The sequence below is a fragment of the Bacillus cereus group sp. BfR-BA-01408 genome, from assembly GCF_022663305.1.
In the GTDB taxonomy this organism is placed as follows: Bacteria; Bacillota; Bacilli; order Bacillales; family Bacillaceae_G; genus Bacillus_A; species Bacillus_A pacificus.
In genome coordinates this window covers 1-8,450 of the sequence record NZ_JAKUFF010000124.1, presented here as the reverse complement: position 1 = coordinate 8,450, position 8,450 = coordinate 1, and the positions used below count along the sequence as shown (strand labels likewise).

The window sequence follows — 8,450 nt, the reverse complement described above, 5'->3', positions numbered from 1 at the left end:
AGTCTACAACTAGGGTGGTACCGCGATAAATATCGTCCCTACTGATTGAATCAGTAGGGATTTTTTGTACAAAAAAGTGGGTTTTTAATTAGTAGATAGTGTCTTTGTACTAATTATTAGTTTAAAATAAGAAGAGGGATCGATTCCACTTTAAATTTGTATAATTGACCAGTTCAGAAAATAGAGAATTTTTCATTCTCTTACTATAACTTTTAAAACATTAGAGGAGGATTTCCAAATGGCAAATCATGAATTAGATCAATTACGTAAACAGGTAGATGAAATTAACTTACAACTATTACACCTTTTAAACAAACGTGGTGAAATCGTTCAAAAAATTGGGGAGCAAAAGCAAGTACAAGGTACGAAACGTTTTGATCCAGTACGTGAGCGTGAAGTACTTGATATGATCGCAGAGAATAACGAAGGACCATTCGAAACATCAACGGTTCAACATATTTTCAAAACAATCTTCAAAGCTAGCTTAGAATTACAAGAAGATGATAACCGTAAAGCATTACTAGTATCACGTAAAAAGAAACAAGAAAACACAATTGTTGACGTAAAAGGTGAATTGATTGGTAACGGAACACAAACGTTCATTATGGGACCTTGTGCGGTAGAAAGCTTAGAGCAAGTTCGCCAAGTAGGGCAAGCGATGAAAGACCAAGGCTTAAAATTAATGCGCGGTGGTGCTTTCAAACCGAGAACATCTCCATACGATTTCCAAGGTTTAGGAGTAGAAGGATTACAAATCTTACGCCAAGTAGCAGATGAGTTCGACTTAGCGATTATTAGTGAAATTTTAAATCCGAACGATGTTGAAATGGCATTAGACTACGTTGATGTAATTCAAGTTGGTGCACGTAACATGCAAAACTTCGATTTACTACGAGCTGTAGGTAAAGTTAACAAGCCAGTATTATTAAAACGTGGATTAGCAGCAACAATTGATGAGTTCATTAATGCAGCGGAATACATCATTGCACAAGGTAACGACCAAATTATTCTTTGTGAGCGCGGTATCCGCACATACGAAAGAGCGACACGTAACACATTAGACATTTCAGCAGTACCGATTTTAAAGAAAGAAACACATTTACCAGTTGTTGTTGACGTAACGCATTCAACTGGACGTAGAGATTTATTATTACCAACAGCAAAAGCAGCACTTGCAATTGGCGCAGATGCAGTAATGGCTGAAGTACACCCAGACCCAGCAGTTGCATTATCAGATTCTGCACAACAAATGGATATTCCAGAATTCCATAAATTCATGGAAGAGTTAAAAGGATTCAAAAATAAATTATCTTAATTCCATATCATATATGCGCTGAAGAGGAAACAGTAGTGCTTATCTCCCTGTTAAAGAGAGCTGATGGTCGGTGTGAATCAGTACAAAGGTAAGCATGAATTACAGCCTTGGAGCATCTTTTTCGCCAAATTTTGGAGGAAAAGACGGTCTTACGATCGTTAAAGAAGAGAGGTAGACGAAAGAAGTCTACAACTAGGGTGGTACCGCGATAAACATCGTCCCTACTGAGCGCTCAGTAGGGACTTTTTTGTACAAAAAAATAGTAAAGGGGCAAGAGAAATGAGATACATTACAGCTGGAGAATCACATGGACCGCAGTTAACAGTTATTTTAGAAGGTGTACCAGCAGGTTTAACGCTGGCGGCGGAACATATAAATAAAGAATTATTAAGAAGGCAAAAAGGGCACGGACGCGGAAGACGTATGCAAATTGAAACGGATACAGTTGAAATTGTAAGTGGTGTTCGTCATGGGGTAACACTTGGCTCACCAATTACGTTAATCGTAAAAAATGATGATTTTAAACATTGGACGAAAGTAATGGGTGCAGAGCCAATTTCGGAAAAAGAAAGTAAAGACATGAAACGTACAATTACGAAGCCACGTCCAGGACATGCGGATTTAAATGGAGCAATTAAATACGGTCACCGTGATATAAGAAACGTACTAGAGCGCTCGTCTGCAAGAGAAACGACAGTAAGGGTTGCAGCTGGAGCAGTTGCGAAACAAATTTTAAAAGAATTAGGCGTAGAAATTGCAGGGCATGTACTTGAAATCGGTGGAGTAAAAGCAAAACATATTTCTAACTTGTCAATTGAAGAAATTCAAACGATTACTGAAAACTCACCAGTTCGATGTTTAGATAAAGAAGTAGAACAAGAGATGATGAATGCAATTGATCATGCAAAAAGTAGCGGAGATTCAATCGGAGGCATTGTAGAAGTCATTGCAGAAGGAATGCCGATTGGCGTTGGTAGTTACGTTCATTACGATCGTAAATTAGATGCAAAACTTGCTGGTGCAATTATGAGCATTAATGCATTTAAAGGTGCTGAAATTGGTGTTGGTTTTGAAGCAGCAAGACAGCCAGGAAGTAAAGTGCACGATGAAATTTTATGGGATGAAGAACAAGGATACACGAGAAAAACGAATAATGCCGGTGGTTTAGAGGGCGGTATGACAACGGGAATGCCAATTGTCGTAAGAGGTGTAATGAAACCAATACCTACATTATACAAACCGTTAGCAAGTGTTGATATTGATACGAAAGAAGCATTTCAAGCGAGTATTGAAAGGTCGGATAGCTGTGCAGTACCAGCAGCAGGTGTAGTAGCTGAATCTGTTGTAGCATGGGAACTTGCACATGCACTAGTCGAACAATTCGGAAAAGATCGTATGGAGTTAATTCAACAAAACATTACGCAACATAATAAATACGCAAAAGAATTTTAATAAAAAGGTGGTTTTAACATGCAAGTAAAAGATCAACTATCATCATTACAACCATATAAACCAGGTAAATCACCTGAACAAATGAAAGAAGTGTACGGAGATCATGCATTTGTGAAATTAGCATCGAATGAAAATCCATTCGGCTGTTCACCACGTGTTTTAGATGAGTTGCAAAAATCGTGGTTGGACCATGCTTTATATCCTGACGGAGGTGCGACAACGCTCCGTCAAACAATTGCAAATAAATTACAAGTACAAATGGAACAAGTACTTTGCGGTAGTGGTTTAGATGAAGTCATTCAAATCATAAGTCGTGCAGCACTTAAAGCAGGAGATAACATCGTAACGGCAGGTGCAACATTCCCGCAGTACCGTCATCATGCGATTATTGAAGGCTGTGAAGTGAAAGAAGTTCCACTAAATAACGGTGTATACGATTTAGACGAAATTTCGTCAGCGGTAAATAATAATACGAAAATCGTATGGATTTGTAATCCAAATAATCCGACAGGCACATATGTGAATGACCGAAAATTGACTCAATTCATTGAAGGGATTAGTGAAAATACGTTAATTGTCATTGATGAAGCGTACTATGAATACGTAACAGCAAAAGATTTCCCAGAGACATTACCGCTTTTAGAAAAGCATAAAAATATTCTTGTGCTTAGAACATTTTCCAAAGCGTACGGATTAGCTTCTTTCCGCGTAGGATATGCGATTGGACAGGAAGAGTTAATTGAGAAATTAAATGTCGTACGTTTGCCATTTAACGTATCTTCATTAGCGCAAAAAGCAGCGACGATTGCTTTTGGTGATGACGAGTTTATTGAAGAAATAGTTCGTGTAAATACAGAAGGATTACAACAATACGAGAGCTTTTGTAAGGAAAATGATATTCCATTTTATCCATCGCAAACAAATTTCATCTTCTTACCAGTTGAGAATGCTGGAGAGATTTATGAAGCTTGTGCACACGCAGGATTTATTATTCGGCCGTTCCCAAATGGTGTCCGTATTACAGTCGGAACAAGGGAGCAAAATGAAGGAGTGATTTCAGTGTTACAACAACACTTTGAAAATAAAAAAAGAAAGTCTCGAGATGAGGCAAATGCGTAAGAAGGTAGTATTAATTGGAACTGGTTTAATCGGAGGCTCTCTCGCATTAGCAATTAAGAAAGAGCACGATGTAACGATAACAGGTTATGATATATTTCAAGAACAAGTAGAGCGTGCAAAAGAATTACACGTAGTAGATGAAATAGCAGTAAATTTACAACATGCATGTGAAGAGGCGCATTTAATTGTTTTTGCTTCTCCAGTTGAAGAAACGAAGAAATTATTACACAAATTAGCGTCATTTCGGTTACGAGAAGATGTTATCGTAACCGATGTTGGTAGTACAAAAGGAACGATTATGAATGAAGCAGAAGCTTTGTTTTCAAAGGAAATTTCTTTCATTGGTGGACATCCGATGGCAGGTTCTCATAAAACGGGAGTTGAAAGTGCAAAAGCGCATTTATTTGAAAATGCATTTTACATTTTAACACCGATGCATCACGTGCCAAATGAAGATGTGGAAGAGTTGAAAGATTGGTTAAAAGGAACAGGGTCACATTTCCTTGTTTTAAACACAGAAGAACACGATTATGTAACAGGAATTGTAAGTCATTTCCCGCATCTTATTGCAGCTGGATTAGTAAAGCAAGTAGAGAAACATGCAGGAGATAATCCACTTATTTATCAGCTAGCTGCTGGAGGTTTCAAAGACATTACACGTATCGCATCTAGTAGTCCGAAAATGTGGAGTGATATTGTTAAGCAAAATCGTGAGCATTTAATGTTATTATTAAAAGAGTGGATCTCTGAAATGGAAGATTTATATGATACAGTTTCGACCGGAGATGCAGGCGAGATTCAAAACTATTTTGCAGACGCGAAAGAATACCGTGACTCTTTACCGGTAAGAAAGAGAGGGGCGATTCCTGCCTATCATGACTTATACGTCGATGTTTTAGATAAAGTAGGGGCATTGGCCCACATTACGAGTATTTTGGCTCGCGAGGAAATTAGTATTACGAACTTGCAAATATTAGAAGCGCGTGAAGGATTACTTGGAGTATTACGTATTAGCTTCCAACGAGAAGAAGATCGTATGCAAGCAAAACTCGCGCTTGGAGAAGAAAAATACCAAACTTATGAAACAATTTAAATGAGAAGGTGAAAACGTGAAGGAAAGAACAATTCAACCTGTTAATAACGGATTAAATGGCAACATTACAATTCCAGGAGATAAATCGATTTCGCACCGTGCTGTCATGTTCGGTGCGATTGCAGAAGGAAAAACAACAATTAAAGGTTTCTTGCCCGGTGCAGATTGTTTAAGTACAATTTCTTGTTTTAAAGAAATGGGAGTAGACATCGTGCAAAACGGTGATGAAGTCACTGTAGTTGGTAAAGGATTAGAAGGTTTACAAGAACCGAAAGCTGTATTAGATGTTGGTAATTCGGGTACAACTATACGTTTAATGTCAGGAATTTTGGCAAATACACCATTTTTCTCTTGCGTACAAGGTGATGCATCTATTGCAAAAAGACCGATGAAACGTGTAACAAATCCATTAAAACAAATGGGTGCGAACATTGATGGGCGCGAAGAAGGAACGTTTACACCGCTAACAATACGTGGTGGAGATTTAAAAGCAATTGAATACACTTCGCCGGTAGCAAGCGCACAAGTAAAGTCAGCTATTTTACTTGCAGGACTTCGTGCAGAAGGTGTAACAGCTGTTACAGAACCACATATTTCACGCGATCATACGGAAAGAATGCTCGAAGCATTTGGCGTTAAAGTAACTCGCGAAGGAAAGACAGTGAAACTAGCAGGTGGACAAAAGTTAACAGCGACAGATGTTCAAGTACCAGGTGACGTATCATCAGCTGCATTTTTCTTAGTAGCAGGTGCAATTATTCCAAATAGTAAACTAGTATTACAAAATGTAGGAATGAATCCAACTCGTACAGGTATTATTGATGTTTTAGAGAAAATGGGTGCTACGTTCACTGTAGAGCCAATTAACGAAGGAGCATCAGAACCAGCTGCAAACATTACAATTGAAACATCTTCATTAAAAGGAATCGAAATCGGCGGAGATATTATCCCTAGATTAATTGATGAAATTCCTGTTATCGCTTTAGCGGCAACGCAAGCAGAAGGAATTACAGTAATTAAAGATGCACACGAATTAAAAGTAAAAGAAACGAACCGTATTGATACAGTCGTAGCGGAATTAACGAAACTTGGTGCTCGCATAGAGGCAACTGACGACGGGATGATTATTTACGGGAAATCAGCTCTAAAAGGTAATACAGTTAATAGCTATGGTGATCACCGCATCGGAATGATGCTTGCGATTGCGGGATGTATTGCAAAAGGAAAAACAACAATTGAAGATGCAGAAGCAGTTGGTGTATCATACCCTACATTCTTCGAAGAACTTCAAAAGTTAGCTAAATAAAGTGATGAGAAGCAGATACGAGATGTATCTGCTTTTTCATATTGGATGTTTGTTAATAAGCTAGTATAATTTCATTCACCGAACTGTAACGTTTAGAATTATGGTACAATTCAAATAAAGGAGGGAGGAGAAATATATGAATGTTATACGATTAACAGAAGATAAATTTAGAGAAGCATTACGCTTATCAGAATACGCTTTTCAATATAAAGTTGAAGAGGATCGATTGCAGCAGCAACTTACAAGAATGAAGGAAAGTCATGAAGTATACGGTATTATGGAAGGTAATGACTTAGCGGCAAAACTACACCTTATTCCGTTTCATATATACATAGGAAAAGAAACATTTAAAATGGGTGGCGTTGCAGGGGTAGCAACGTATCCAGAGTATAGAAGAAGCGGATATGTGAAAGAATTACTTCAACATTCACTTCAAACGATGAAAAAAGACGGATATACAGTATCGATGTTACATCCATTTGCTGTTGCATTTTACCGTAAATATGGCTGGGAACTTTGTGCGAATCTTCTTGTATGTCATATGACAAAGAGTGATTTAGTTATGAAAAAACAAGTGAATGGTACTGTGAAACGTTTCAATAAAGAAAATCACTCAGAAGAAGTCGAGAAGCTTTATGAAACATTTGCAGAACGTTTTTCTGGTATGCTAGTTCGCAATGAAAAATGGTGGTTACAAGCAGTTTATGATGATTTAACATTAGCAATTTACTACGATGAAAATAAAACGGCAGCAGGTTACATGTTATATAAAATAGAAAAATCTAAAATGACTGTAGAAGAATTCGTACCACTGCATAATGAAGCACGAAATGGTCTATGGAACTTTATTTGCCAACATGATTCTATGATTAAAGAACTTGAAATGACAGTAAGTGAAAACGAACAGTTGTTATATACATTGCAAGAACCACGTGTGAAAACAGAAATAAAACCATATTTTATGGGAAGAATTGTAGATGTAGAGCAGTTCTTAAAACAGTATGAGTTAAACTGGAACAATATACAACAAGAAATAATTTTACATATTACAGATTCATTTGCACCGTGGAATAATGTATCGGTGAGACTTGCAAATTATGAAATAACAATTATAGAAGAACCAATGGATAAAGGGATCAAGCTAGATATAAATGCACTATCTACAATATTGCTTGGATACAAACGCCCATTAGAACTAAATGAACTTGAATTAATTAATGGAAGTGAAGAGGAAATACGAACGTTTGAGAAAATAGTTCCGGTACGAGAAGCATTTATTTATGATTTCTTTTAAAAAATAGGGCTGTCCAAAATCAAATTTTGGGACAGCTTTCTCTTTGGGCGTCGGTTTTTGTCGGTAAGTTGATATATCCTGAAAATCGCTGATATAATTTTATTCACAAATAAGGGAATAAAATTACAACTATACGTAGTCACACACTTGACTTTTATTTCCTTTAATTTATAATTAAAAACGGAATGAATTTTCATTCCTGAAAATAGAGGTGGAAAAAATGGCTAAAAACAAACAAGAGGATATTTTTGATGCTGCGATGCAACTTTTTGCGGAGCGTGGTTACGATGGTACGACAATTCCAATGATCGCTGAAAAGGCAAAAGTCGGTGCGGGTACTATTTATCGCTATTTTGAAAATAAAGAGGCGCTTGTTAACTCATTATTTTCAAAAAGTATGTTACAGCTTTCTGAAATGATAAAAACGGATTTTCCTGTTGAAGCAAATATTCGTGAACAGTTTAGTCATACGTATAACCGTTTATTTGAATTTGCGAGAAATAATGTGGATGCTTTTCTGTTTACAAATTCTCACTGTGATAGTTATTTTCTTGATGAACAAAGCAAGAAAATATTTGATGATTTTATAGGCTTCTTTATGAATATTATAGAAGATGGGATTGTAAAAGGCTTACTCCGTCCGTTACCTCCAGTTGCTTTAATTATTATTGTATATCAACCGTTAGAAAAATTAATTAAAGTAATTGCAACAGGGCAATTAGAGTACTCAAAAGAATTAGTAAAAGAATTGGAAGAAAGCTCTTGGAACGCTATAAGAATCATTTGATTCTATAGCTTTATAAGGACAGGAATGAATATTCATTCCTGAATAGAATTAAAAAATGAGAGTAGGAGAGGGTATTTGTGTAAC

The 8,450-nt window shown here is 36.8% G+C and carries 7 protein-coding genes and 1 other annotated feature; all 7 genes read left to right on the top strand.

Features of this window, described 5'->3' with window-relative positions; all coding sequences use genetic code 11:
- Positions 1–238: 238 nt before the first annotated feature.
- The 7 genes from MR083_RS25565 (at position 239) to MR083_RS25535 (ending at position 8,366) form a co-directional block, all read left to right on the top strand.
- Positions 239–1,315, top strand: a complete 1,077-nt coding sequence (locus MR083_RS25565) for a bifunctional 3-deoxy-7-phosphoheptulonate synthase/chorismate mutase (RefSeq protein WP_001273581.1) — start codon at positions 239–241, stop codon at positions 1,313–1,315.
- A 9-nt stretch (positions 1,316–1,324) separates the two neighbouring features.
- Positions 1,325–1,541, top strand: a binding site (T-box leader).
- A 53-nt stretch (positions 1,542–1,594) separates the two neighbouring features.
- A complete protein-coding gene (gene aroC, locus MR083_RS25560; RefSeq protein WP_001269411.1) occupies positions 1,595–2,767 on the top strand; it encodes a chorismate synthase in 1,173 nt (390 codons plus the stop codon).
- 18 nt (positions 2,768–2,785) lie between these two features.
- On the top strand, positions 2,786–3,886 hold the full coding sequence (gene hisC, locus MR083_RS25555; protein ID WP_001197235.1) for a histidinol-phosphate transaminase: 1,101 nt from the start codon (positions 2,786–2,788) through the stop codon (positions 3,884–3,886).
- Positions 3,879–4,979, top strand: coding sequence for a prephenate dehydrogenase (gene tyrA, locus MR083_RS25550; RefSeq protein WP_242270036.1), 1,101 nt, complete (start codon positions 3,879–3,881; stop codon positions 4,977–4,979). Before hisC ends, tyrA begins: the two co-directional genes overlap by 8 nt.
- A 16-nt stretch (positions 4,980–4,995) precedes the next feature.
- Positions 4,996–6,285, top strand: coding sequence for a 3-phosphoshikimate 1-carboxyvinyltransferase (aroA, locus tag MR083_RS25545; RefSeq protein WP_000664610.1), 1,290 nt, complete (start codon positions 4,996–4,998; stop codon positions 6,283–6,285).
- Between the two features lie 136 nt (positions 6,286–6,421).
- Positions 6,422–7,579: a GNAT family N-acetyltransferase gene (locus MR083_RS25540; RefSeq protein ID WP_242270035.1), complete on the top strand. Its 1,158-nt coding sequence runs from the start codon at positions 6,422–6,424 to the stop codon at positions 7,577–7,579.
- Between the two features lie 220 nt (positions 7,580–7,799).
- Positions 7,800–8,366 carry a TetR/AcrR family transcriptional regulator gene (locus tag MR083_RS25535; protein ID WP_001107304.1) on the top strand — a complete coding sequence of 189 codons (567 nt, stop codon included), beginning with the start codon at positions 7,800–7,802 and terminating at the stop codon, positions 8,364–8,366.
- Positions 8,367–8,450: the final 84 nt, after the last annotated feature.

Coding starts and splice junctions, on each gene's coding strand:
- MR083_RS25565 (WP_001273581.1), top strand. CDS start 239: ATGGCAAATCATGAATTAGATCAATTACGTAAACAGGTAGATGAAATT.
- aroC (WP_001269411.1), top strand. CDS start 1,595: ATGAGATACATTACAGCTGGAGAATCACATGGACCGCAGTTAACAGTT.
- hisC (WP_001197235.1), top strand. CDS start 2,786: ATGCAAGTAAAAGATCAACTATCATCATTACAACCATATAAACCAGGT.
- tyrA (WP_242270036.1), top strand. CDS start 3,879: ATGCGTAAGAAGGTAGTATTAATTGGAACTGGTTTAATCGGAGGCTCT.
- MR083_RS25540 (WP_242270035.1), top strand. CDS start 6,422: ATGAATGTTATACGATTAACAGAAGATAAATTTAGAGAAGCATTACGC.
- MR083_RS25535 (WP_001107304.1), top strand. CDS start 7,800: ATGGCTAAAAACAAACAAGAGGATATTTTTGATGCTGCGATGCAACTT.